The sequence below is a fragment of the Paenibacillus sp. CB74 genome (genome assembly GCF_055687625.1).
In genome coordinates this window covers 477,238-499,565 of sequence record NZ_CM146009.1, presented here as the reverse complement: position 1 = coordinate 499,565, position 22,328 = coordinate 477,238, and the positions used below count along the sequence as shown (strand labels likewise).

Below are 22,328 nucleotides of genomic sequence, written 5' to 3'. Positions count from 1 at the left end.
TATTCATGGTTCTGATCCCGATCAAGTTCTTTTACAGTTTAACTGCATGTCCACCATCAAAAAAGTACAGCCATTTCCGGTCAACTTTCCGACCTAATATATCTTCAATCGCCCGTCCATACAGATCCAGCTGGAAGCGATAATTTTTGGTGAGTTCATCCAGACCACCACGATGCTCCAACACCCGATCAGTCTTGTAATCAAGCAAGACAAGCTCGCCGTCCACCTCATACAAACAGTCAATAATCCCCTGTACAAGCACTGTTTCATTCTCAATCGTTGCTTTCATTTTGCTATCAATATTTAGTGCCTTTATATCTGAGTTCGATGCCCGTTCATGTAACCATTCCACAGGAGACTGATGTGCCGGAAGTCCATATACAAACGGGATCTCCCGTTTTACCCACTCTGCACGCAATAATTCTTCCCCTGGTTCTGTATTGAAAAATCCGGTCAGTTCTTCAGGTTCGATCGCCTCAACATGATGGGGCAGCAGAATCTGAAGCTTAATCAACCGCTCAATGGTCTGTTCAACAACCTGTGAGTCAATGGTTGTTGATCCATCCACAGGAAGATGCTGCATCAACGTATGATACACGTTCCCCCGCTCTGCTCCAGTCAGTTGGTTCTCACCCATAAATTTGGGACGACGCAGATGTAATTTAAATGACGTTCCCGCAGATCCCGCATCCGAAACATTCACCGCACCACTCGAATCTGCCCCCAACCCAGTCCCATACTCGTTCAATTCACTGGATAAACCATGTAGTGCATGGCCTGCTTCATTGTTGGTGTAATGGTTTCCCGGGGTGTTTTGATCCAATAATGTCTCCGATTGTTCTCCCAATTCCTCCATTACCTCTACGGACTGGATGTCCTGCATCGAAAGCAACATTTTCAACTCCGTGACAGATGTACTGGCTGCCACTTGAGTTGCTGCCTCATAGGGATATGTCCATGAAAGCCGTTGATCAACCTCGTGCATCAGCCGTGTCTCCTCTTGTTGAAGAGCTACCGTATCTGCACCTGTATCTGCAATGTTTTGGTTCGTCGTATCTTGTGCATTCATCGTGAGCTCTTCTACAGTTGAGGATGTAACCAATTTCACGGGCTGAACCGCTTTTAGCGCAGCAATTCGTTCTTTCCGCACCGCAGTCATCCCATCTTCTTCTCCCTGAGTCTGATCCACCACATGATCACGGGATACCTGATCGGCGGAAATAATAGAAATTGCCCATCGTGATTGATCATCTGCAAGACAGGACGAGAACGAATCATTGCTTCCAGCAAGTTCACGCAGCACAGCCGCATCTGGATGCCTCATCAAGGATGGTCCAATCCAGTCCAAGTAACTCCGTCCAGCAGCCAGCAGGTAGTCTGGCAATGCCAGTTCAGTACTGTCCTTGATCTGAGACCACGCCAACGCTTTTTTCGCCGCATCTTTTACAGTACCCAGCAAAACCATTTTCTCTTTGGGACGGGTCAACGCAACGTACAACACACGCATCTCTTCAGCAAGCAATTCAAATTGCGCGCGACGACGAATCGCCAGATTGGCTAGTGTAGGATAGGCAACCCGGTTCTCACGATCCACAAACCTCGGACCAAATCCCAGTTCCTTATGCATGAGAAACGGTGCGTTCAGATCCTGCTGATTGAACATCTTGGATATGCCTCCGACAAAGACAATGGGAAACTCCAGACCCTTACTCCGGTGAATCGTCATGATACGTACAGCGTTGTCCTGCTCACCGGAACTACCCGCTACAGTCCCCAGGTCTCCTCCGTTTTCCCGCAATCTTGAGACATAGGTCAGGAAACGGAACAAGCCGCGATTTGCAGTTGATTCCTCATATTGTCGTGCGCGATCGTACAATGCCTTAAGATTACTTTGACGTTGCAATCCTCCGGGAAGACCACCAACCCAGTCCAAATACCCGGTTTCTCGGTACATACGCCAAATTAGTTCACTCAGACTGCCTTGTCTTGCCTCAAGTCTCCACTGCTGCAATTGACGCAAAAAGAGAATTAACTTTTGCTGCAACGCCGAGCCTGAAATCTCCGTAACGCCCATATCCTCGCTTGCATGTCCAGTAAAACCAGCATCTTGAATTCCTTCTGTATGCACATCGAATTCATATCCATGGTCAAGAATCTCTGCTTCGACAGAAGCGGCTGTCTCCCGCTGTCCTTGTTCCATCTCTGACCAGGCTTCCGGCCACTGCAACTGGACGATATTGGAATCAGGATGATTTTCCTGCCGGGATTGTTGTACGTCATTAGTGGAAGAATCGCCCCATTCCCCAGCAGCCGTTATAACTGCATCATAGAATGACTGTCTTTTGTCACCGAGCCGAATCTGTGCCAGTTCTTCTTCATCCAATCCAACAATCGGGGAACGAAGCACGGAAGCGAGCGGAATATCCTGCCTTGGATTATCAACAAGCTGAAGCATAGACATCATGATTTCCACTTCCGTGGCCTGGAAGTACCCCTTGCTCTGTTCTCCTCCAGCAGGAATTCCCTGCTGTCTGAATTCCTCAATCATGAGCGGAGCCCACATCAAGGTTGAACGCAGCAAGATGACCATGTCACCGTAACGTGCCGGGCGCATCGTTTGCAGGGCTTTGTCGTACACATGGAGGGCAGGTTGGTCCGTATCTCCAACCATCTCACGAATACGCCTTGCGATTGCCCGTGCTTCCAACTGGGCTGTCTCAAGTTCGGCACTTTCCAGTTCTGCGGAGACCGCTGCATCCCCGTTCTCATCCGTACTCTCTGTCAGATCAGGACCGCCGCCCTGACGATCAATCAGCATGAGTTCAGGTGTATACGCCTCATCGCCAAGCGTTTCTGACGGGAACGTTGCCCCATATGCCAGTTGTGCTCGTTCATCGTAAGCAATCTCTGCCACACCTTCGTTCATGAGTTGCCGGAATATCATATTGACCGAATGCACGACTTCCGAACGACTGCGGAAATTACGTGCCAGATCAATACGTTGACCTGTACGATTCGGGCGATCTTCACCATTTCTGTCCTCATGCGTGTTCGCTCCGTACTGACGATACTTGTTCATAAACAGACCTGGCTCAGCCAACCGGAACCGGTAGATACTCTGTTTGACATCACCTACCATGAATCGGTTACCCGGGTTTTCTCTGGAGATCAGTTTCACGATATCTTCCTGAACTGTATTGGTATCCTGATATTCATCAAGCAACACCTCATCGAATCGCGAACGATATTCCATAGCCGCATCGGAAGGCATCGAGAGTTCAGGCGTTGAATCCTCATGTCGCAAAATGTGAAGACAATAATGCTCCAGATCACTGAAGTCCACTTGCCCACGTTCCTGTTTGGCCTGCCGATAACGTTCTCCAAATGTACTAACCAACCTCGACAACTCCTGCATGAGTGGTGCCGCCTGCTCCAGCTCCTGCCAGAACGAAAACGCACTTCTTCCGAACAATGAGCCTTTCAGGTCGGAAACTGCCTTTTTCGCAGCCTCTCGGAGTTCCTTCACTTGATCCTGTAAAGCCGGGTCCGTTTGATCCTTTTTGCAGGGTTTCAGTTTGCCAAATGCAGCGGGTTGAAACACTTCGGGCAACCTTTCCCACGGCATAACCTGGATCGCAGACAGCAGCTCCTCCACCATCACCAGATCTTCTTTTAACGTATCTGCATACGGTGCAGGGCCTTCCGGCTGCATGGAAATATGGATGCCTTGGCGGAGCAGTCCTGCTGCACCACTTAAAGCAAGAGCAGCATCACGCATAATACTCTGAACCCATGCTGAATGCCCCAGCTCCTCCACACTCTCCACCTGAAAAGCGGATGCCATCTCTGAGAGCCAATGATCCGGCCAGGAATGGCTGCGGGAGAAATCATACAAGCGTTGCACCAGTCGATGCATGGCATCATCGTTTCGCTCTCCACTGAACCAGTCCACCAATTCACGGAATGTACTGCCTTCATCTTCTTCACCATACTTTTCCTCGAAGAGTTCTTCCAGCAGTTCCTGCCGCATGATTTCCGCTTCATTTTCATTCAGGATACGGAAAGCCGGGTTCAACGGAATCTGCTGGTAGTACCGGCGAATGACTTCCATACAGAATGAATGCAATGTGGTAATGGATGCCCGCCCAAGCAGGGACAGTTGCTTACGCAGATGTTCTTCTCCAGGCTGTTCTTCAAGCGCACGTTCCAGTGCTTCCCGAATCCGTTGTTTCATCTCGGCGGCGGCGGCTTTGGTAAACGTAGCTACAAGCAAACGATCCACACTGAATCCTTGGGAGGGATCTGCGATCTTGCGAATAATACGTTCAACCAATACGGCTGTTTTTCCCGATCCCGCCGCAGCAGCAACCAGAATATCTTCTCCGCTTTCCGAGATCGCACTCCACTGATCGTCACTCCAGAAGCTTCCTTCCGGTTTAGGCATATTCGTCATGATGTTTCCCCTCCCTTGGTGTGAGATAACATATCCCAGATTTGCTGTTTGCCCGGTTTGGCAAGCAGATTATATTCATTTCCTTCTATATTCTCATCAAACTGACAAACAGGCTTATATGGACAGAACGTGCATGCCACTTCCTGCTGAATACGGTAAGGCTCAATCGCCACATCCCCATCCGTAATCCGGGTACCAATCTCGCGGATGTTACTACGAACTGAAGCAAGCAGCGTATCCCATTGCTCTGGCGTAGCTACAGCGGCGCTGCTATAAAAGCTGCCATCTGCTTTAAGAGCAACCGGAATTATGGCCGAATATCCCTTATCCAGGGTATTGTCCATTTGCGCGATAGCATCCCGGTCCGCCAGCAGCAGACCTTTCATTTTGAACCGTTTCAGCAGTTCTTGTCCGGCTTGCTCCGATGTCATACCGTTTGCGGATTGCAACAGCGGGTTATGCACATGGAAATACAATGTTCCTCCCGGCATCGCCGTTTCCCCAAGCCATTCCTCGGCAGCACTAAGCAGCACCTCCAGATAGGTGAGCATCTGCAATGACAGACCATAGTACACTTCATGCAGCTTGAGGTCCGTCTGGCTTGATTTATAGTCAATGACACGGAGGAGCAGACCATTCTCGCCTTCTGCCACATCCACACGGTCAATCCGACCCACAATCTCCATCACACAGCCGTTCTCCAGTTCAAAACGCAGAGGCGGCAGTGTTTTATCCGGTCCAAAATCAAGCTCCAGCCCAATCGGTTCAAAACTTCCACGTCTGGACTGTTCACCCAGAATAACGGAAGCCCGGCTAACAATATCCTTCAATTTGCGGAAAATATAACCGTATCGCTTAGTGCTTAGCAAAATCTCCCCTTGCAGCTGTGGTGCAATCTGCTCCACAGTTTGCTCGGCTTCCTGACGACATTGGTCTGGGGTCAAGCTGCCCCAACTACGATTTTCTTCACGCAAACGCATAGCCAGCTGACTTAGTGCAGCATGAAATAATTGTCCGATATCAGGAGCCTGAAGGCGGTACAATTGCCTTTCTTTGAGACGCAGCCCGTGCGAAGCAAAATGGGAGAACGGACAAGCTACGAACCGCTCCATTCGCGAGACACTCGTCCTTACCTCTGTGCCATACAATCTGCGACTGGTGGCTGTACGTAGTGGCAATGCCCGATTATGATAAAAGATTGATCCCATCAACCGTTCCAGCTGAGGTCTGCTTGTCTCCTGAGATACATGCCAATTGTAGACCGCCCACCACATTTCAGGGATGTCTTCTCCGCGACGCCATTTACGCAATTGTCCAATGAGCGCAGACAGACTCTGACCCGGATGGGTGACATACGACCAATGGGATTCTTCCGAGTTCACAACCGGTGGTTGGGCAAGCAATGGCTGTTCTTGTAGACCAAACATTTTCCGTACATGGCGGACAATCTCGGAAGGAAGCAGTGCTTTTCCCTCATCATCAGCAACCGGGTAACTCAACCACAATTGGTTGCTTGCCGCTGTAAGTGCCGTATAGATCAGAAAACGTTCATCCAACATTTGCCTCGTTGCACCTGGTCCAAGCGCTACACCTCTTTCCGTCAATAACGCTCTCTCCAGTTCCGTTAATACGCCATCATCCTGAGGTACAGCTGGCAATTCACCATCAACTGCACCAAGGATAAATACGTATTTGATATCCTGAAGACGTGTACGGTCCATGGAACCAACCAATACCTGATCAAGTGCGGGTGGTACCAGACCCAGCTTCAGTTCCGTTAATCCGGTCTCAATCATCCCGGCAAACAGAGTGATATCCAACCGTTCATTGCCCATCATATCTACCATCTGATCCAATAGATCCAGCACAGCTCCCCACATCTGCCGATGTTCTCTCGACCGTTCTGGGTCACCTTGAGTCTTAGCTTCAGCAGACATCTGTTCCAGCTTCCATGGAATCTCGGCCTCTTCCAGCAGTCTGTATAGTGCCTCGCATTGAGCTTTGGCTGTCTTTGCTTTTTTCATCCGTTTCTCAAAAGCACCCAAGGCATCTGTAATGACCGCTCGACAACGCTCCATTAAAGAAAGCATTTGGTCTCGTCCACGACTACGGCCATCCTGACCATTGTCTTCCAGCGACAGGCTGGGTACATACTTCCACGGCTTGCCGTCAGTCCAGCGATACCCATGAATACCACAAGCCAGCACATAATTCTCAAGTTGGTCCATATCTTCACGAGTGATGGAACCATCACGCGGAAGCAGCAGATCCGTTTTGACACAGCGAAATACATCCTCGTAACGCCAGTGGCGCCGAACAATATCCAGTGCGGAACGGATAAATTCGGATAATGGGTGATGAAGTTCATTTCTTCTGCGGTCCAGAAAGACAGGTACACCATAGTCCCTGAATAGCGGTTCAGCTATATCAGCGTAGGTATCCAACTGACGAACAAGTACTGCCATATCCCGATAACGCGCACCTTCGTTTTGCGCCAGACGCCGCATCTCACGGAGTGCTCCCTCCATCTCAGCTCGTCGGTTCTCCGCTGCAACTAGGCGGATTCCTGAATCAGTACCATCACCTTTCCAACGAATTCGGCGGTCAAAACCAGCCTCCAGATGAGCAAGTCCCGGACGATCCTTGTATCTAGGTGGAATCTCCGAATCTAGCACGGTGATATCCCTCGGTACACCCAGTTCTTCAGCCATCCCTTTCAAACGCGCATATGCACTTGCCGTTGGATAGAACAGTTCCAGTTCTCCAGGCAGTGCGCCGTGATCATATGGACGATCCAATGTCAGTGCAATCGTCACGGAAGAGCACTGCAACATCAGGCGACCGATCACACTCATCTCCTGTGGCGTGAATCCCTGAAAACCATCAATCCAGATCTGAGCATCCTGCAGCAATGTACTTTCAGACAGGCGCTCTGTCAGTTCGGTCAACGTATCTTCATCATCAATATATAAATTGGTCAGTTCCTGTTCATAGTCACGATAGATCAGATTCAAGTCATGCAACTTGTCCTCCAGAATTGGCGAAGAGGATGAGGTATACCCTCCAGACAACCCTTCTTCCAGCAAAGATGGATCAACTTCATAACGTTTAAACTCACTATATAAGTCATTTAATTCGCCTATAAAACCCAGCTGGCTGCCAGATGCACCAAACAGCTTCAATTCTTCCTTACGACGCTGGATGACCTTATAGAGCAGCATCTTTTTGCCTTCGGCTCCGATTGGAATACGAGCAGAACCGCCTGCTTCCTGCATTATGCGGTAAGCTAATCGGCGAAAGCCGAGCACTTCTGCACGCATGGTACCTTTAATTGCTCCAGAAGACACCAATGCCTGCTCTGTTCGAAAGGAACTCTGTTCGGGAACGAGTAAAATCAAAGGTTTACCTTGCGGCTCCTTTTGAAGCAAGGATGTAATTTCCCGGCTAATCAGCGAGCTTTTGCCGCTGCCTGCCCGGCCAATAAGAAAACGAACGGACATGTCTAATCCTCCAAACCACACGTACAAGATTTTAATTCCCAGTATAACATATCTGACTTGGTTCGGAACATACGTTTGCCACTATCCGGTAAAACCGGAGATTCTCTCCGTTAACACGGCAAAAAGCCCGCAGCTGTTCACACTGTGGACTTTTAACCGAAAGTATCATTCATTTAAACTTCACTTTATCTCACGAAGGATTAAAAAAAGTAAAAAGAGACTCCTCTAATTCTTTTTGCTGCGCACCTCGAAAATAGCAAATTTGAGGTAATGTCCTTCATCCACGCCCAAAATTTGCGGGTGGTCCTTACCGGCTGCCTTCCAGTCGATCAGACGAAGCACTTTGCCAGCATCTTCCGCTGCATCGGCAATGGTGTCCAAGAAAAGGTCAGGACGCATGTGATACGAACAGCTGGCTGTTACCAAATATCCGCCCTCATTAACCAGTTTCATTCCTTGCAGGTTGATATCCTTATATCCACGGCATGCGCCTTTGACTGCTGATTTCGTCTTGGCAAACGCTGGGGGATCGAGGATCACTACATCAAACGTCTTACCGCCAGCTGCAAGCGCTTTGGAAGTATCTACTTTTTGTTCGCCAGCACGCGCACGTGCAGTACGTTCATCCAGTCCTTTCACTTGTTCACGCAAGTACTGGAATGCATCGGCAACTACGAATTCGACACGGTCGGTGAAACCATTCAGTTCGACATTCGTTCGTGCACTTTCAATGGCATGCTCCGATATATCAAGACAAGTCACTTTCTTGGCTCCATATTTGCAAGCATTTAACGTGAAGCTGCCCGTGTGTGAGAAGCACTCCAGTACGGTGGCACCATCCCAATAAGGGAATGTAACTACCTTACCGCTTTTATTCACAGGCAAGAGCTGCTCTGTGCCGTCCTGCTCAGTCGTTTGGAGTGTGATTCCACTCTTATAGCCCCAACCCTTCATAAGCGGTTCAATCGCTGCACGATTCTCACGTTGGTCGAAGAAGTAACCTGTCTTCTGTCCTTCCACGATATCGACTTTAATGAGTAGTCCATTCTCGGTAACGGTGACATGTCTTGGGCATTCTCCATACAGTGGACCTTTGGTCTGCTCCAAACCTTCCAGTTCACGAATTGAGACGTCACTGCGCTCATATATGCCTTCAGGCTGCATCACTTCAATGAGTGCCTGAACGATAGCTTCACGGCAACGATCCATACCAAGTGTGAGCAACTGTACAACGAGAATGCTGCCGAATCGGTCAACGATTAATCCTGGCAAAAAATCAGCTTCGCCATAAACGAGACGATAAGCCTCTCCATCCTGGATAAAACGTTCCCGATGACGCAGGCAATCGCGAAAACGCGCTACAAAGAACGCCGTATCCATCTGTTCGGACTCCAGGGGTTGATAAGCTACAACCCTTACCGTGATCTGAGATGCGGGATTGTAATAACCTGTCGCCAGATAGCGACCTTGATGATTCAATACATTGACCAGATCTCCCGGCTCCGGGTTTCCGTCAACTGAGGCAATTTCATTGTTAAATATCCATGGATGTGCATGTTCAAGCCGCTTTTTGCGACTGCGTTCGAGTGTAACTGATGGCAAGGTAGATCCACTTCCTTTAATTTAATAGTTCAAAAGACAGGTTTGGTGCGGCGCGTAGGTGGCGTTTCGGTTACGAATCGATCTTCCGATCGCTGTTGTCTCCAGATTTTTTTGATTCCCTTCTTTAAAGGGAAAATCCGAGACAAAGGCGCACGCTTCGCTTCTTCAGATTCGATTTCGTCCCCTCCACTACACTTGCACAAAGCACCGTATCTTTCGAATTGGGGTGCGGCAATTGGATGACGCTACGGCGACGAATTGTTCCTCTGATCACTGTTGTCTCCAGATTTTTTTGATTCCCTTTTTTAAAGGGAAAATCCGGAGACAAAGGCGCACGCTTCGCTTCTTCAGATTCGATTTCGTCCCCTCCACTACGCTTGCACGAATCACCGTATCTTTTGAATTGGGGTGCGGCAATTAGATGACGCTGCGACGACGAATTGTTCCCCTGATCGCTGTTATCCCCAGATTTTTCGATTCCCTTTCTTTAAAAGGGGAAATCCGGGGATAAAGGCGAGCGCTTCGCTTCTTCGGTAACAATTTCGTCTTCTTCGCTACGTTTGCACGAATCACCGTATCTTTCGAATTGGGGTGCAGCAATTGAAATACTTGAATTGTGGGAGGCTGGCTTCCCTCTGATTTCCTTTAGGCTTGTCATGGTTGTCTCTATTTACTCATAGGATGAGGTAAGGAACCGGACGGAAGGAATGATGTTCTATGTTTAGAGATGTGATATTGCCCCTACTCTATGGGCTTATTATCTTTTTTGGTGGCATGAAGCTGATGGAGACGGCCTTGCAGCGTATGGCAGGTCCCATGTTGGCAGGTTGGCTCAATCGCGCCACCTCTGCTCCATGGAAAGGCATGGCCTTCAGTGCAGGTGCAACGGCCTTGTTACAGAGCAGTACGGCTGTCACCGTACTCACCATTGGACTGGCGAATGCCCGATTAATCACCTATGGACGCACACTCGGCATCATCCTCGGCACCAACATCGGGACATGTCTGACGACGGAGCTGGTGGGACTGCAGATCGGACGCGCTTCCCTGCCATTGCTTGTCCTGTCGCTGACGGGCTGGGCCATGTTTGTTGTGCTTGGTGAACGCAATCTGGCCGCGCCTGAGCGCACACGCCGGACTTTGTTTAACATCCAGTACAGCTTCCTGGCAGCTGCGGGATTTGCACTTGTCATGACAGGCATACAGGTGATGCAATCCATTGCCTTACCCTTGCGGAGCATGGGTGTATTTCAATGGTTTCTCGACCGCTCGGCCGACAGCTTGTGGTGGGGCTTCCTGGCAGGTGCCTGTCTTACCGCGCTCATTCACAGCAGCGCAGCTGTCATTAGCATGGCGATTACGCTCGCAGCCACAGGGGTATTGCCTGTGGAGATCGGCATCGCCATTGTGATCGGGTCCAACGTGGGGACCTGCATCACCGCTGTGATCGCTGCCGCGGGCGGCGCATCCGCAGGCAAATTTGTCGCAGCCTCCCATGTTGTATTAAACATTGCGGGAGCGCTGCTCTTTATGCCGCTGATCGGCCAGCTGCATGCAGCTTCGGCCTGGCTGTCAGCGGACAACGGGGCACAGATTGCGCATGCCCAGACCCTTTTTAACATCACCAGTTCACTGCTTGCTTTGCCATTCTGTTACTTGCCCATCTGGCACAAAAAACCACCGGTCCACGCCCCCGCGGCGAAGTCACCTGTGGCTTGATGATCTGCCTATCCAGACCCACAGAACACCCGGCTAACTGAACCAAGACTAGAACTATAGTGAGTTATACATTAATGCCCAATTTGTTCAGTGCTACACGCAAGATGTCATCGTTATTATCATATCCGCTCTGCTGCTGTCTGGACCATGCTTCTTCCGGAGCATACCAATCCACACCTTTGATTTCTTCAATCTGAGGCTGTAGATCACCACTCTCGGCTTCTACGAGATAATAATGAACTTCCTTGTCCACCGGGCCAAAGTCTGCATGTTGGTACGTATATGCAATGATATCAACTGGCTCTACAATACGACCCACCATACCTGTCTCTTCCAAAATCTCGCGCAGTGCCGTCTGTTCGATTGTTTCTCCATCTTCCATTTTGCCCTTGGCGAGAGTTGTTTTACCATAACGATCTACGATAAGCTGAATTTGAAGACGTCCGTCTTCCCCTTTTCTATACACAACTCCGCCTGCTGAAATTTCTTTTTTGTTCATCGTACTCTCCCCCATCGACTTCAATATCTTATTTTTTGCAAAAGAAGGACCTCATCTCCCCGGGTAAGCTCCCCAAGGAAATGAAATCCTTGTTTCTGACGCCTCGATCACATCGCGGCGGACTTCAGATTATCTTCCAACACCCGTACCAGCGTAGCCTGACTCTCGTTGACACCAGCATCAACGACTTTGACTCGGCACACTTTACCGACCATATCCATGGTTCCGTCAAAGACCAGTTGAATGTAGTTGTCGCTATAACCGTGCAGCTTGCCACTTCCCTCACGACCCTTGGCTTCACCTTCGGGAATAACATCAAGTACCTGTCCAACAAACTGCTCAGCGTATTCCAGCTGCATCTGCTCAGACAACTCAATCAGTTCATGCACACGTGCATTTTTGACCTCTTCGTCCACCTGATCTTCCATTCGTGCTGCTGGCGTACCCGTACGCTTGGAATAAGGGAATACGTGCATTTCGGAGAAACCGATCTTCCGCATCAGCTCATAGCCATTCCGATACATCTCATCGGTCTCACCTGGAAATCCAACAATAATGTCTGTTGTAATCGCTACATCCGGCATCGCTTCCCGAATGCGAAGCATCTTATTGTAAAACTCTTCTGTCGTATATTTGCGGCGCATGCGTTTCAACACCGTATCATCCCCCGCTTGCAGTGGAATATGGAAGTGACGAACGAGTTTATCCGAACGTTGGATCACGTCGAGCATGCGGTCATCGATCTGACTAGCTTCAATCGAGCTGATTCGAATACGCTCCAAACCTTCCACCTTGTCCAGATCCCACAGCAGATCGGTGAGATCATAATTCTCCATGTCATCGCCATAACCACCTGTATGAATACCCGTCAGAACAATCTCCTTGTATCCGGCGTGTACGAGTTGATGCGCCTGTTGAATAATGCTGCTTGCCTCACGGCTGCGTGAAAGCCCCCGAGACCATGGAATAATGCAGAATGTACAGAAGTTATTGCAACCATCCTGAATCTTCAGGAATGCGCGGGTACGGTCAGCAAAATCCGGTACGTCCATTTCTTCAAACACACGGGTTTTCATAATATTACGCACCGCGTTAACCGGTTGACGGGACTCTTGAATTTCATTAACATATGGCAAAATCTTGTCACGGTCCTGTGTACCGATAACCAGATCCACCCCAGGGATATCCAGAATCTCTGCCGGAGAAGTCTGCGCATAGCAGCCTGTAACAGCCACGATCGCCTCCGGGTTGCGCCGAATGGCACGACGAATAATTTGACGGCTCTTTTTGTCGCCGGTATTGGTTACTGTACAAGTATTAATCAAGTATACGTCCGCTGTCTGTTCATCAAAGTCCACTTGATCGTAACCTTCGTTTTTGAACAATTGCCAAATCGCCTCTGTATCATAGAAATTAACTTTGCAGCCTAAGGTGTAAAACGCCACGGATGGCATAATTACATTCCTCCCATTTCTCCGGATTCATATAGCACGCAAGTTAGTGCTGCCATTCCAGCTGTCTCAGCACGCAAAATGCGTTTGCCCAGTCCAACAGATACAGCACCTGCCTGATCAGCCTCTGCCGTCTCCTTCTCAGAAAATCCACCTTCCGGTCCAACAACGATCAGTACTTCTGCACTTGCATCAGGTGCAAGCTGCTCAACAAACGGTTTCAATGCATCTCTCAGCTGTTTACCGTTTTCTTTCTCATAACAATAACATACCAGACTATAGCCCTCAAAAGAAGATAACAGCCCTTTCCAGGAAAGCGGCTGCTCGACGGATGGAATGCGATTCCGATGACTCTGTTCGGCAGCTTCCTTGGCAATTTTTCGCCACCGCTCCAACCGTTTGCCTTCTTTCTTGGCATCATATTGCACAATTGTACGTTCTGATAGGAAAGGTACAAAGGATACCGCTCCGATCTCAGTACATCTCTGGATAACTGTTTCCATCTTGTCGCCCTTGGGCAGACTCTGTGCCACAGTTACTCGAATCCGTGCTTCACGGTCCATCTCGAGAGGTTCCACAATATTCGCTGTCACTTGGCCAACTTCAATGGTCTCAATTTCGACGAGTGCTTCTCTGGAGTTTCCGTCACTGACAATCAGTTTATCTCCAGGTTTACCACGCATGACCCTACCAATATGGCGTGCATCATCACCTGTGATGATCACATCGTGTTCATTAAACTGTTCTGCAGATACAAAATATCGCTGCATTAGTCAATCCACCCATTCTGTCCTGTTATGACTGGAATTCACCCCGCCTTAAGACAGGCATGAATCCAATCGCCACAGATGATCATACAACTTTTACGTGTTTCTGACCAGTATTCCGGTCCAATACAAGATGCGCTTTTAGCGATATAATTCAATAATCACCTTTGCCAGATCCACATACATTGTTTGCGCAAACTCATACAAAGGTTGAATCGTCACATTTTGCAACGGAGGAATAACAAGAATTAATAAGAAAATAAAAATGGACCATTGCTCCACCCCTTGCAGCTTGCGGCTGAGTGAAGGTGGCAGTACATCTTCTAGAATCCGATAACCATCCAGAGGTGGCAACGGAATCAAGTTAAACAGGAACAAGAAAAAGTTGGTTAAGTTAAAAATAGCGAAGAACGTCGTGATTGCTGTCAGCAACCGCTCATTATCTATACCGCCGAGTGCTCCCGAACCAACCAGTGACGCATAGATGATTGTACCGATGATCGCCAGCAACAGATTACTCAGAGGCCCTGCTGCGGATACGATGATGCCCATCAACCTTGGCTTGTCGAAGTTAGCCCGGTTAACCGGAACCGGACGAGCCCAACCGAAGCCGGCAATAATGAGCAACAGCACCCCAAACAAGTCAAAATGTACAACCGGATTCAGTGTGACCCGACCCAATAGCTTGGCTGTCGGATCACCAAATTTGTTGGCAAAATACGCATGCGAGAATTCATGCACCGTAAATGCGATCAGGATCGTCAGCAGGAAAAACGGAAGCTGATCAATCGGATAACGAAAGAACGAATTCCAAAAGTCCATACGTTACCCCTTTCTGGCTACATACGCCAGCCAATCCTCATCACGATGGATCGCACTCACTTCAAACCCGGAGGCTACCAACGCATCATGCACCACTTGTTCTTTGTTCTTCCAGATGCCCGACACAATATAGGTGCCACCCGACTCAAGCGCATTGTACACATCGTCCACGAACAACAAAATGATCTCAGCCAGAATGTTCGCCACAACAACCTTAACTGGCAGTTGCACGCCAAGCGCAGGGTCTTGACTCCCAAGGACGGACAACAGATCACTTTCTTTAACCGTAATTTGTTGCTCCAACCCGTTCAGATCCACATTCTCCCTGGCGCTGATTACCGCAACCGGATCAAGATCGAGCGCCAGCACATGTTTTGCCCCGAGTTTAATCGCGCCTATAGCCAAGATGCCAGAACCTGTACCTACGTCAATGACTTCCTCACCGCCCTGAATAACCGTTTCCAGTGTGCGCAAGCAGAGAGAGGTTGTTGGGTGTGTTCCTGTACCAAAAGCCATACCGGGATCAAGCTCAATAATTTTCTCATCTGGACTTTCTGGCGTATACTCTTCCCACGTTGGTTTAATCGTCAGACGTTCCGATACACGTACCGGCTTGAAATATTGCTTCCAGGCTGTTGCCCAGTCATTTTCATCCACTGTACGCGTCTCATAGCGAACCTCACCTGTATCAATTCCGAATTCAGAGAGTTCCTCAATTCTAGGATTAACTTCTGACTGTAGTGCAACCATATCCGTACCTTCGGAGAAGTACCCTTTGATGACCGCAAAGCCTTCAGGAATATCATTCAAAGGAACATCGTATAACTCACCATATGTGGTGTCCCGTTTTTTATTTAAAGTACCGGACTCTTCTATCGAAACCCCTCCAGCACCCGCTTCATGTAAAAAATTCGAAATCATCTCCACAGCTTCTTCTGTGGTATGTATTGTTAGTTCATGCCATAACATACTTGGTTTTTCCTCCTCATTTTTCAAACATCCCAACTATTGTACTACACAAGCGAGCCGGAGTACAAAGCCGCACCAGTAAAAGAAAAACAAAACAGGATATCCGCAGTCTGGCTGCTCGAATATCCTGTCGTCTAATATACATATGTGATTCATTTACTTCAGCATGTTGCAACATTCTAATCTGATTTAGCAAAAGCGTCCACCATTCTGCGTGATCATCTCTGCGGCTTGCGGGAGCGAATCGTTCGATACGGACACGGTTAACAAAATTTCTTGTTTAAACCTGTTTACCGAATCCTCTTCAGGCGTATCATACACCTGACCATTGGATAACATTTCCGTGTCATCACTAATCAGAGCAAGTACATTCAGTTCACCACTGAATCCGCCGACAATGGCTGTAGGAGAATTATCAGAGCCCGTAACATCGTGTGAGTCTAATGCAGACGTTTCATTGCTAAGGCTCTCGATACTCAATTGGTTCGGGTGCAACAATGCCAGGGCTCTACGTGCAGACTCGGCCTCCGTCCAGCTTGTAAAAACAGCTTCGAGGGTCACTGCCGAGCGATCTTCAGTCATGAAGCTCCCGTCCCTGACGTCGATCAGCCGCTTCACTGCGGCGTAGTGCTTCTATATCTTCATGATCCGCAGCTTCAGCGCTGAATTCCACGTCCTCATTTTTTGCGGATTGCATACGTTTCATTTTTTCCGTTTTTGTTAGAATCTTGCCCGGACGTTCATGTTCTGCCATTGTAATGCTCCTCCTCTAAATTAAAATGAACTAAGAAGTGTTACACTGTAACACTCCGATTGTAGTACCATACCTCCGATCGCTGTTATCCCCAGATTTCTTCAACTTCCTTCTTAAAGGGAGAAATCCGGAGATAAAGGCGAACGCTTCGCTTCTTCAGATTGGTTCTACACTCTCCATTAAAGTGTAATTCACTGTTCATCTTTATACATCTCTTGAAACTAGATCATTCCACCGGCTTGTTCGATTATGGACATGGCGCGGTGATGTACCGATTCATCTACGATGACAGTAAGTAATACATCCCTTCCTGTAGGTCCACCTTGTCCACCATCACTCATGCCGCTCGCAGAAGGGTCTGCTGCAGCCATGATTCCAGCACTGGCATTTGTTTGCATCGAATCGGGCACCCATGATGAAAAACTGCCGGAAACGCCCGGCTTGTAGGAAGCCCCGCTTGGTCCTACACCCGCATATCGGCTGAATCGATTAATGGACAGGTCCTCCACTCGCAATGCCTCCAGTTTTTTGGCCGCCCCTTGGGCCTGCTCCGGGCTGTGAAAGTACGCCAAAATATTTTTCTCGGTCATCCGCTTCACCTGCTTCCCTAATTTCTCGCATATCAGCTATGCATATCATTCTCGCCATGCTATCTTTCCGCAAGTTCGCGCAGAATATACCGAAATGCTCCCACAAATTGCTGTTGCTCTTCATAGCATATATCCATGGATTTTGCCAAAACGGCTGAACCACTAAAAAAAGGCGTACAAAAAAAGGACACCCTGCGGTAAAAAACCGCTGTGGTGTCCTTTTGGACTTGCTATATTTTATTCTCAGTCGCCGCGAAATGCACGTTTCACTCGATCAAAGAAAGATTGTTCATGCTCATGTGTTTGCTCTCCATCCAGCGCAGCAATTTGGCGAAGCAGATCTTTCTGCTCGTCATTCAGCTTACTAGGTGTAACCACAACCACTTTCACATGCTGATCCCCTTGCCCCATACCGCGCAAGCGTGGTACGCCCTTGCCTTTGAGACGGAAATACGTACCCGTTTGTGTACCCGCTGGTACTTTCAGTTTCACTTTCTCGGTCAACGTCGGGATCTCAACTTCATCTCCCAGAGCTGCCTGAGCAAAGGTAAGTGGGATTTCGCAATAAATATCGTCGCCTTCACGCTCGAAGAAATCATGTGATTTCACGCGAATGACAATATACAGATCTCCGGCTGGTCCGCCACGCAGGCCTCCCTCGCCCTCACCTGTCATACGCAGTTGCGCTCCGTCATCCACACCCGCTGGAATGCGAACATGAATTTTGCGTTGCTTGCGGACTTTCCCGCTGCCACTGCACGTTGTACATTTTTCTTTGATAATTTGGCCCGAACCGCTACAGTTCGAACATGCACGACGATTCACCATACGACCAAACGGTGTATTTTGCACAACTTCCTGCTGACCGCTACCATGGCAGACCGAGCAGGTTTCCGGTTTCGTTCCAGGTTTGGCACCTGAACCATGACAGGTATCACAGCCTTCAGTACGCGGAATTGTAATATCGGTTTCTTTACCGAATACCGCTTCCTTGAACTCAATTGTCATGGTGTACTGCAGATCATTCCCCCGTTGCGGAGCATTTGGATCACGTCGTCCACCGCCACCACCGCCAAAGAACATGTCGAAGATGTCGCCAAATCCGCCGCCGCCAAAATCACCGCCACCACCGAATCCACCCTGATTCGGATCGACATGACCATATTGATCATATTGTGCACGCTTCTGACTATCACTCACTACGTCATAAGCTTCTTTGACTTCTTTAAATTTAGCTTCCGCATCAGCAGCCTTGTTTACGTCAGGGTGATACTGACGGGCAAGCTTACGGTAAGCCTTTTTAATCTCATCGTCGTTAGCTGTTTTACTAACGCCAAGCACCTCATAATAATCACGCTTTTCAGCCACTCTTCCACCCCCATATCATTCACCATATCGCACATCGTGACAAAAGGAAAGCCAAAGCGCGGGAGCCCCGGCTATGACTTTCCCTCTAATTCGAACGTCACCGATGTTTAATTCGCGTAGAACTACGAATTAGTTTTGTTTTTTATCTTCATCCACAACTTCGTAATCAGCGTCTACGACGTTATCACGTTTAGCGGAACCTTGTTGCTCTTCAGCACCTTGCGCTTCTTGCTCTTGCGCCTGAGCTTGCTCATACAGTTTCACGGACAGTTGTTGAACGATCTCTGTCAGTTCTTCTGTAGCCGCTTTGATATCTTCCAGGTTGTCGGAAGCCAGAACACCTTGCAGTTTTTCTTTAGCAGCATTCGCTTTTTCAACTTCGCCAGCATCTGCTTTTTCGCCAAGATCTTTGATCGTTTTGTCAACAGAGTAGATCAGTTGATCTGCACTGTTTTTCGCTTCAACGAGTTCTCTGCGTTTTTTATCTTCTTCAGCGTGCAACTCAGCATCTTTCATCATTTGCTCAACTTCTTCATCGCTCAAACCGCTGGAAGAAGTGATTGTGATTTTTTGAGTTTTGTTCGTACCTTTATCTGTTGCAGATACGTTAACGATACCGTTGGCATCAATATCGAAGCTAACTTCGATCTGTGGAACGCCACGTGGAGCTGGTGGAATATCACCCAACATGAAACGTCCAAGTGATTTGTTACCCGCTGCCATCTCACGCTCACCTTGCAGAACATGAATCTCAACACTTGGTTGATTGTCTGCATACGTGGAGAATACTTGAGATTTGCTTGTAGGGATCGTTGTGTTACGCTCGATCATTTTAGTGAACACGCCGCCTGCTGTTTCGATACCTAGGGACAATGGAGTTACGTCGAGCAATACAACGTCTTTCACGTCACCTGTCAGTACGCCCGCTTGTACAGCGGCACCCAAGGCTACAACCTCATCCGGGTTAACGCCTTTGTGAGGCTCTTTACCCGTCAGTTTTTTGATTGCTTCTTGAACTGCAGGAATACGTGTGGAACCACCAACCAATACGATCTTGTCGATATCGTTAGCTGTCATACCCGCATCGCTCAATGCACGACGAGTTGGTTCAAGCGTACGCTCAACCAGACCTGCAGAGATTTCTTCGAATTTCGCACGGCTCAGGTTCAACTCCAAATGCTGAGGAACGCCATCAGCTACCGTGATGAACGGCAAGGAGATCGTTGTAGTCAATACGCCGGAAAGTTCTTTTTTCGCCTTTTCCGCTGCATCTTTCAAACGTTGAACCGCCGCTTTATCTTTACTCAAGTCAATGCCTTGATCTTTTTTGAATTCACTTACGAGATAATCAATGATCACTTGGTCAAAGTCATCGCCACCCAGTTGGTTGTCCCCGCTAGTTGCTTTAACTTCGAAGAAGCCGTCACCCAGTTCAAGAATGGATACGTCGAACGTACCACCACCCAGGTCATATACGAGAATCGTTTGGTCTTCGGATTTCTCCATACCGTATGCCAAAGCTGCTGCTGTAGGCTCGTTGACGATACGCAGAACTTCCAAACCTGCAATTTTACCCGCATCTTTAGTCGCTTGACGCTGACTGTCGTTGAAGTAAGCTGGTACAGTGATAACGGCTTGAGTTACCGTTTGACCCAGATAAGCTTCAGCATCAGATTTCAATTTTTGCAGGATGATTGCAGAGATCTCTTGTGCAGAGTAGTCTTTGCCATCGATTGTTTCCTTGTGGGAAGTACCCATGTGACGTTTGATCGACATGATCGTACGATCCGGATTGGTAATCGCTTGACGTTTTGCTGTTTCACCGACAACGCGCTCCCCATCTTTTTTGAAACCAACTACGGATGGAGTTGTGCGTGCGCCCTCCGGATTTGGAATTACGACAGCCTCGCCGCCTTCCATTACTGCTACGCATGAGTTTGTTGTTCCTAAGTCAATACCAATTACTTTGCTCATCCGAAAATTTCCTCCTCAACAATTTAAAATGAATGGGTCTGATCTGACCCTTATTTAGATGTTCATGTTGCTAATCGTGCTCTATGTGTACAAACCTTTATATTAAACTTCGCCCACATTGTTCAACCAAGGAGCCGACTCATACCTCCCCATAAGGAAATTATGAGCTGACTTTAACCATAGCTGGACGAAGCACTTTATCTTTCAGCATGTAGCCTTTTTGGACTTCCTCAACAACGATACCTTCTTCGTACTCGTCGCTCTCCACTTGCATAATCGCTTGGTGGAATTCAGGATTGAACGGTTGTCCTACCGATTCCATAGCCGTCAGACCTTCGTTATTCATCACCGTTTCCAATTGACGGAAGATCATTTGCATGCCCTTGGAGAAAGATTCGACCTCTGCTCCTTCCGGTACAGTAGCCATGGCGCGCTCGAAGTTATCAATAACCGGTACCAGTTCGGTGACCAGCTTCATCGAAGCATATTTAGCCAATTCTTCTTTTTCCTTCTGCGTACGACGACGGAAGTTATCAAAATCAGCCTGTGCACGGACATAACGCTGCTGTTGCTCTTCAGCTTCAGCCTTCAGACGCGCAAGCTCATCCTGCTCCTGATCAGCGATCTCCTCAGCTTGTGCTTCTGCAGCGCCAGCTTCATTAATAGGCTCCTGCTCAGCTGTTGTTACCTCTTGTTCTTCTGTAAATGATTGCTCCTCTTTCAAGATGTTCACCTCCTTATACGAATGAAATGGTTCATTCCCGAATCTTATTTGAACCGATGCGTCAGCATCGCCGTCAAGTCACGGGATAGTGTATTTAGAATATGAATGACACGTGCATAATCCATTCGCGTGGGTCCCAGAATACCAATCGAACCCAAAGCCTCACCGTCCAATGAATAGGAGGCTGTAATCAGGCTGCAGTTGGCAAAGGCTTCATGATCATTCTCAGTGCCGATTCGCACTTGAATACCAGATCCACCCGGCACGGGCATCATCAATTTCATGAGTGTTGGTGTCTCTTCCAGCAGGTCAAGAATATCTTTTACCTTTTCGATATCTTTAAATTCAGGTTGAGTCAACATATTGGTGGCACCACTGAGGAACAGACGATTATCATGTTCATTGTCAAAGGCACTGTTCAGCACCTGCATAACTTCCTCGTAACGTGTAATATGCCGCTCCATCTCTTGCCCAAGTTCGGTATAAAGACGGGATTTTAATTTGTAGATGGGTACGCCCACAAGCTTGGTATTTAACAAACGAACCACATTTTCCATCTCGGCAACCGAGATTTCTGGTGGAATCTGGACGGTCTTGTTCTCCACCTGACCTGTATTGGTCACAATGATTGCCACAGCTTCACTCTCGTTCAGCGGAAGCAATTGGAAGTGACGCAGGGACGTATGGAATACTTCAGGCCCAAGCAGGATTGAAGTATAATTGGTCATATGTGACAAAATATTGGATGCATGCTGAATAACTTGTTCCATGACGTTCAGCTTTTCAGCGAAGAACGACTTCAGATCATCCAACTCCTGAGGTTCCACCTGATTCCAGGGAACCAAATGATCGACATAATATCGATAGCCTTTATGGGATGGAATGCGCCCAGCCGATGTATGCGGCTGTTCCAGAAAGCCCATATCTTCAAGATCCGCCATTTCATTACGGATCGTCGCCGGACTGTATCCAACATCTCCCCTTTTGGAAATGCTCCGGGACCCTACGGGCTCAGCTGAACGGATATAGTCATCCACTATAGCGTTCAGAATCATTCGTTGACGCTCTGTTAACATGGTGAGTATTCCCTCCTTCTGACTGTACTGTCCCATGTCGTTAGCACTCCGGTTAGATGA

The 22,328-nt window shown here is 48.3% G+C and carries 16 protein-coding genes; 1 reads left to right on the top strand and 15 read right to left on the bottom strand.

What is annotated here, in order from left to right; genetic code table 11:
* Positions 1 to 31 precede the first annotated feature (31 nt).
* The 3 genes from addA to ACX9NY_RS02195 form a co-directional block, all read right to left on the bottom strand.
* Positions 32 to 4,453 carry a helicase-exonuclease AddAB subunit AddA gene (gene addA, locus ACX9NY_RS02205; RefSeq protein WP_472476915.1) on the bottom strand — a complete coding sequence of 1,474 codons (4,422 nt, stop codon included), beginning with the start codon at positions 4,451 to 4,453 and terminating at the stop codon, positions 32 to 34.
* Positions 4,450 to 7,953, bottom strand: a complete 3,504-nt coding sequence (addB, locus tag ACX9NY_RS02200; protein WP_472476913.1) for a helicase-exonuclease AddAB subunit AddB — start codon at positions 7,951 to 7,953, stop codon at positions 4,450 to 4,452. The genes addA and addB overlap by 4 nt, the downstream gene beginning before the upstream one ends.
* Positions 7,954 to 8,178: 225 nt before the next feature.
* Positions 8,179 to 9,555, bottom strand: a complete 1,377-nt coding sequence (locus ACX9NY_RS02195) for a class I SAM-dependent rRNA methyltransferase (RefSeq protein WP_339236047.1) — start codon at positions 9,553 to 9,555, stop codon at positions 8,179 to 8,181.
* 717 nt (positions 9,556 to 10,272) lie between these two features.
* Here ACX9NY_RS02195 and ACX9NY_RS02190 point away from each other — a divergent pair.
* Positions 10,273 to 11,274: a Na/Pi cotransporter family protein gene (locus ACX9NY_RS02190; protein WP_315937168.1), complete on the top strand. Its 1,002-nt coding sequence runs from the start codon at positions 10,273 to 10,275 to the stop codon at positions 11,272 to 11,274.
* Positions 11,275 to 11,338: 64 nt separating this feature from the next.
* Here the strand turns inward: ACX9NY_RS02190 and ACX9NY_RS02185 are convergent, their stop codons facing one another.
* From ACX9NY_RS02185 to hrcA, 12 genes are all read right to left on the bottom strand, one after another.
* Entirely contained in the window at positions 11,339 to 11,773 is a 435-nt protein-coding gene (locus ACX9NY_RS02185; protein WP_339236053.1) for an NUDIX hydrolase, read from the bottom strand.
* 107 nt (positions 11,774 to 11,880) lie between these two features.
* Positions 11,881 to 13,227: a tRNA (N(6)-L-threonylcarbamoyladenosine(37)-C(2))-methylthiotransferase MtaB gene (gene mtaB, locus ACX9NY_RS02180; protein WP_472476910.1), complete on the bottom strand. Its 1,347-nt coding sequence runs from the start codon at positions 13,225 to 13,227 to the stop codon at positions 11,881 to 11,883.
* Between the two features lie 2 nt (positions 13,228 to 13,229).
* Positions 13,230 to 13,994: a 16S rRNA (uracil(1498)-N(3))-methyltransferase gene (locus ACX9NY_RS02175; RefSeq protein ID WP_339236059.1), complete on the bottom strand. Its 765-nt coding sequence runs from the start codon at positions 13,992 to 13,994 to the stop codon at positions 13,230 to 13,232.
* A 138-nt stretch (positions 13,995 to 14,132) separates the two neighbouring features.
* Positions 14,133 to 14,813 (bottom strand): site-2 protease family protein, encoded by a 681-nt coding sequence (locus ACX9NY_RS02170; protein ID WP_339236061.1) that lies wholly within the window; start codon positions 14,811 to 14,813, stop codon positions 14,133 to 14,135.
* 3 nt (positions 14,814 to 14,816) lie between these two features.
* Positions 14,817 to 15,782, bottom strand: coding sequence for a 50S ribosomal protein L11 methyltransferase (prmA, locus tag ACX9NY_RS02165; protein WP_472476908.1), 966 nt, complete (start codon positions 15,780 to 15,782; stop codon positions 14,817 to 14,819).
* Positions 15,783 to 15,971: 189 nt separating this feature from the next.
* Positions 15,972 to 16,364: a hypothetical protein gene (locus ACX9NY_RS02160; protein ID WP_472476906.1), complete on the bottom strand. Its 393-nt coding sequence runs from the start codon at positions 16,362 to 16,364 to the stop codon at positions 15,972 to 15,974.
* Complete coding sequence (locus ACX9NY_RS02155) at positions 16,357 to 16,536, bottom strand: YfhD family protein (RefSeq protein ID WP_017687220.1); 180 nt, start codon at positions 16,534 to 16,536, stop codon at positions 16,357 to 16,359. Before ACX9NY_RS02155 ends, ACX9NY_RS02160 begins: the two co-directional genes overlap by 8 nt.
* Positions 16,537 to 16,757: 221 nt before the next feature.
* Positions 16,758 to 17,126: a hypothetical protein gene (locus tag ACX9NY_RS02150; RefSeq protein ID WP_017687219.1), complete on the bottom strand. Its 369-nt coding sequence runs from the start codon at positions 17,124 to 17,126 to the stop codon at positions 16,758 to 16,760.
* 243 nt (positions 17,127 to 17,369) lie between these two features.
* Positions 17,370 to 18,494, bottom strand: coding sequence for a molecular chaperone DnaJ (dnaJ, locus tag ACX9NY_RS02145; protein WP_339236068.1), 1,125 nt, complete (start codon positions 18,492 to 18,494; stop codon positions 17,370 to 17,372).
* A gap of 129 nt (positions 18,495 to 18,623) precedes the next feature.
* Positions 18,624 to 20,468 carry a molecular chaperone DnaK gene (gene dnaK, locus ACX9NY_RS02140; RefSeq protein ID WP_278298857.1) on the bottom strand — a complete coding sequence of 615 codons (1,845 nt, stop codon included), beginning with the start codon at positions 20,466 to 20,468 and terminating at the stop codon, positions 18,624 to 18,626.
* Positions 20,469 to 20,628: 160 nt separating this feature from the next.
* Positions 20,629 to 21,192, bottom strand: a complete 564-nt coding sequence (grpE, locus tag ACX9NY_RS02135; protein WP_278298856.1) for a nucleotide exchange factor GrpE — start codon at positions 21,190 to 21,192, stop codon at positions 20,629 to 20,631.
* A 44-nt stretch (positions 21,193 to 21,236) separates the two neighbouring features.
* The gene (gene hrcA, locus ACX9NY_RS02130; protein WP_036615092.1) at positions 21,237 to 22,268 is read right to left on the bottom strand and encodes a heat-inducible transcriptional repressor HrcA; all 1,032 of its coding nucleotides are present in this window, start codon (positions 22,266 to 22,268) and stop codon (positions 21,237 to 21,239) included.
* Between the last annotated feature and the right edge of the window lie 60 nt (positions 22,269 to 22,328).

Excerpts from the sequence above, each read along its gene's own strand:
- dnaK (WP_278298857.1), bottom strand. The coding sequence starts at position 20,468 with ATGAGCAAAGTAATTGGTATTGACTTAGGAACAACAAACTCATGCGTA.
- addB (WP_472476913.1), bottom strand. The coding sequence starts at position 7,953 with ATGTCCGTTCGTTTTCTTATTGGCCGGGCAGGCAGCGGCAAAAGCTCG.
- ACX9NY_RS02190 (WP_315937168.1), top strand. The coding sequence starts at position 10,273 with ATGTTTAGAGATGTGATATTGCCCCTACTCTATGGGCTTATTATCTTT.
- ACX9NY_RS02175 (WP_339236059.1), bottom strand. The coding sequence starts at position 13,994 with ATGCAGCGATATTTTGTATCTGCAGAACAGTTTAATGAACACGATGTG.
- hrcA (WP_036615092.1), bottom strand. The coding sequence starts at position 22,268 with ATGTTAACAGAGCGTCAACGAATGATTCTGAACGCTATAGTGGATGAC.
- ACX9NY_RS02185 (WP_339236053.1), bottom strand. The coding sequence starts at position 11,773 with ATGAACAAAAAAGAAATTTCAGCAGGCGGAGTTGTGTATAGAAAAGGG.
- prmA (WP_472476908.1), bottom strand. The coding sequence starts at position 15,782 with ATGTTATGGCATGAACTAACAATACATACCACAGAAGAAGCTGTGGAG.
- addA (WP_472476915.1), bottom strand. The coding sequence starts at position 4,453 with ATGACGAATATGCCTAAACCGGAAGGAAGCTTCTGGAGTGACGATCAG.
- ACX9NY_RS02160 (WP_472476906.1), bottom strand. The coding sequence starts at position 16,364 with ATGACTGAAGATCGCTCGGCAGTGACCCTCGAAGCTGTTTTTACAAGC.
- ACX9NY_RS02150 (WP_017687219.1), bottom strand. The coding sequence starts at position 17,126 with ATGACCGAGAAAAATATTTTGGCGTACTTTCACAGCCCGGAGCAGGCC.
- ACX9NY_RS02170 (WP_339236061.1), bottom strand. The coding sequence starts at position 14,813 with ATGGACTTTTGGAATTCGTTCTTTCGTTATCCGATTGATCAGCTTCCG.
- ACX9NY_RS02155 (WP_017687220.1), bottom strand. The coding sequence starts at position 16,536 with ATGGCAGAACATGAACGTCCGGGCAAGATTCTAACAAAAACGGAAAAA.
- mtaB (WP_472476910.1), bottom strand. The coding sequence starts at position 13,227 with ATGCCATCCGTGGCGTTTTACACCTTAGGCTGCAAAGTTAATTTCTAT.